The organism is Vibrio sp. B181a (genome assembly GCF_030248375.1).
In the GTDB taxonomy this organism is placed as follows: Bacteria; Pseudomonadota; Gammaproteobacteria; order Enterobacterales; family Vibrionaceae; genus Vibrio; species Vibrio campbellii.
The window spans coordinates 1-2,874 of record NZ_JAHGAD010000130.1 but is presented as its reverse complement, the minus strand read 5'-3'; the positions used below and the strand labels follow the sequence as shown (position 1 = coordinate 2,874).

At 52.3% G+C, this 2,874-nt stretch carries 4 protein-coding genes and 1 pseudogene; all 5 read left to right on the top strand.

Going from position 1 to position 2,874, the window contains the following annotated elements:
* The first annotated feature begins 57 nt into the window (after nucleotides 1-57).
* Complete coding sequence (locus KIO97_RS26525; protein WP_285384402.1) at nucleotides 58-210, top strand: PA3496 family putative envelope integrity protein; 153 nt, start codon at nucleotides 58-60, stop codon at nucleotides 208-210.
* Between the two features lie 232 nt (nucleotides 211-442).
* Entirely contained in the window at nucleotides 443-1,018 is a 576-nt protein-coding gene (locus KIO97_RS26520) for a DUF2913 family protein (RefSeq protein ID WP_285384401.1), read from the top strand.
* A 130-nt stretch (nucleotides 1,019-1,148) separates the two neighbouring features.
* Nucleotides 1,149-1,865 carry a hypothetical protein gene (locus tag KIO97_RS26515; protein ID WP_285384400.1) on the top strand — a complete coding sequence of 239 codons (717 nt, stop codon included), beginning with the start codon at nucleotides 1,149-1,151 and terminating at the stop codon, nucleotides 1,863-1,865.
* The gene (locus KIO97_RS26510) at nucleotides 1,865-2,539 is read left to right on the top strand and encodes a TIGR03759 family integrating conjugative element protein (protein ID WP_285384399.1); all 675 of its coding nucleotides are present in this window, start codon (nucleotides 1,865-1,867) and stop codon (nucleotides 2,537-2,539) included. Before KIO97_RS26515 ends, KIO97_RS26510 begins: the two co-directional genes overlap by 1 nt.
* 23 nt (nucleotides 2,540-2,562) lie before the next feature.
* Nucleotides 2,563-2,874: pseudogene (locus tag KIO97_RS26505) on the top strand (hypothetical protein); the annotation flags it as partial.

Below are 2,874 nucleotides of genomic sequence, written 5' to 3'. Positions count from 1 at the left end.
CTTTAAAGCAGGCAAAGCGCTGAAAGAAGCCGTAAACCCATAAGTGAGCGCGATGCAATGATGCCAACCCCCATGACGGTAAAGCGATTGGCTTATCGCGATAAGAAAACCACGCAACCGAGCAAAGAACAGCTTAGAGCGGGTAAAGCTCGTAAGCGCATTGAAGAGCTTCTTGAGCAAAAAGCCCTGGCAAAATTGCATGAGTTATGAGCAGCATAAGGATAAATAGGTGCTATACTTCCTATGCAACTCATATTGCAAAGCATAACTTTCCGATGGCCACTGTGGTACGCAGTGGCCTTTTTTTGTGTTCGTGTTGACATGTACCGCCGTTTCTTTACAGTGAGCCTACGTTGGCTGACATATGGTCATTGTTTGTGGTGTACTTTCGTGTACAAAGTCGGTCAGTCAACGTTTTCTTCCCTTATCTTTGTCTTATGCTATGAACCCCCGCGAATTCGATTACTACCGCAACCTTCACCAAACCGTCTGTCACGCCCTGTTGCATTTGCACTTTCATTTGCTTAGCAGTAAACGGTTTGTACCTGTACCAAAACGCAATGAGCTGCTGCTTCGCTACCTCAAGCCCAAACTCAAAGACAAACGCCTGAGCAACATCAAAAAAGATTTACGTGTCATGTTGCAGGCGGCGCGCCATCCACAAGGCAATTTAGAGCAAAAGCTGTGGGAGCTAAACGCAATGGCGATGAATCATAAAATCATTGGGGCAGGCAAGCTGTATGCCTTGCTCGTTCATCTTTATGACGAACTGGGGCTAGAATCTAAGTTATTTGAGGAAGGGGACACCGCTGAGCCTGGCGTGCTTTATCTGTTAGCGGACCACATTGATGCGGCGTTCAGTGAAGACAAGCAAGTCGCACCGATATCGATGCTGATTGAGTCCCCTGACGTTGAGGCCATCGTAGCTTGCGTCAATCGCACTGGCCTGTTTGATGCCAGCGTAAAAGAATGGAATGAATCAGCGCAGCAAGTGCATATAGAACTGAATTCAAAATAACCGGGTAGGATAACAGAATAATCAAAAATAATCTTAATTAGAAAAATTATTTTTTCGCCTATTCTAATTGAGACAACCAAACCGCCTTTTTGCTAGGGTCATCCAGATATGGATAACCTTGGAGTTTGGCGTGAAACCCTTCCTAAAATCGGCATTAAGAGGCCTATTGCTCAGCCTGTGGTGCGTACTATTAAGCGCCGCCTGCATTTTGGTCTATCAATATCTATTCGCTCCCGTTCGGCAAGCCGCCTTTGACGCCGAGCTTGAGACGCAGCACCAAGCGTTGATGAGCGCGCTGAGCGAAAGTCAACAAGCGAGCGACCAACAGCGCCGCGCTGCACTCGACGCGTTAACTCAAACGCTTGATGAACTGAGTCTCCGTGTTGACGAGCAAGCGCAGCGTCTGCAGGCATTGTCAAATACGCAACAGCACCATTCAACGCGTCTCGATAAACTCGACCTTGACCACCACAAAGTGGCTGAGCTTGAGAAAAAACTGGCGCGCCTCAACCGCGTCGTCAGCACGCCGCGCCCAGCGCCGGTGCAAAAAACAGCAAAAGCTTCCGCCTCTACCACCGCTAAGAAAGCATCGCCCAGTCCGGTTCGAAACACCAACACTGCCGCCACATCCTCTGTGACCGCCCCATTTGTGCTGTATGACGTGCAATCGCGCAGCGGCATCCGCTTGGCCATCGTAGGTCAAACGAATGCTCGCACGCTTTCTGAGCTGTCGGCGCTCCGGCAAGGTCAGTCTTATCGCGGCTGGAAAATCGTCTCGGTCTTCGCATCCAGTATTGAAGTGCAGCGTCAAGGCCAGCGCACCACCTTAACCATGATGGAGGGTTAATGATGAAATACCTTGGATTGAGTTTACTGCTTCTTAGCAGCGCACTGCACGCCGCCGACACCACTCAAACCCTCACCGAGCAAAGCGTGGCGGTCTCGCCTACCCAGCAAGGCGCCGATTTTTGGCAGCTGACCTCCGCTGATTGGCAGCGCTATGAGCGTTTAATGCAAAGCCCGCTCACCTACGACATGCAGGATGATAATCCGCTTGAGGTGCTGGCGGTGTTTGCTCGTAATGACGCCGAGCGCACCCGTTTTGCAGAGCGGTTAGTCGAATTTGATAAAGCGCGCACCGATGGCATTCTTGCCCTCGATGTCGCTTATCGCGCTGCGTGGCAGCGTCTTTACCCCAACTTAACACCGATTGGCGCCAGATTGCCTGAGCGCGTGGCGCTGTTTGTTCGCTCTGAGTGCGACGCGTGCTTTGATGCGCTCAAGGCCTGGCGCTCGAAAGGCGTCAATGTCGATGTTTATCTGATTGGTGGCGATGACGCGGCGCTGCAAGCCTGGGCAAACGCCGCTGGCGTTCGCCATGGGGATGTGGACGCGAAACGCATCACCTTAAATCATGACACGCGCGGACTGTGGTTTTCACTGGCCAAAGGCAAAGCGGTGCCTGTGGCGATAGCGCAGCAAGGCGAGGGGGGCGCATGGTCCGTTATTGCCTTGCCTTGACGCTGTGTCTTGCAGGAGGCAGCGTGCAGGCCGCCATTCCGCCTTTGTATCAAGACGTCGCCACGCGCCACCACATTCCTGCCAGCGTGTTGTACGCCTTGGCGCTCGGTGAAAGCAAAACCAAGCTGCAAAGCGGCGCTGTGCGTCCTTGGCCGTGGACACTGAACGTCAAAGGCAAGCCGTATTATTACGCAAGCTTTGACCAGGCGTGCCAAGCGCTGCAAGGCTTTCTAAAGCGCACTCAAATGGTGGACATCGGCCTTACCCAGCACAACTGGCGCTGGCAAAAAGACCACTTCAAATCGCCATGTGATGCGTTCGACCCATGGCTTAAC

Excerpts from the sequence above, each read along its gene's own strand:
- KIO97_RS26520 (WP_285384401.1), top strand. The coding sequence starts at position 443 with ATGAACCCCCGCGAATTCGATTACTACCGCAACCTTCACCAAACCGTC.
- KIO97_RS26525 (WP_285384402.1), top strand. The coding sequence starts at position 58 with ATGATGCCAACCCCCATGACGGTAAAGCGATTGGCTTATCGCGATAAG.
- KIO97_RS26510 (WP_285384399.1), top strand. The coding sequence starts at position 1,865 with ATGATGAAATACCTTGGATTGAGTTTACTGCTTCTTAGCAGCGCACTG.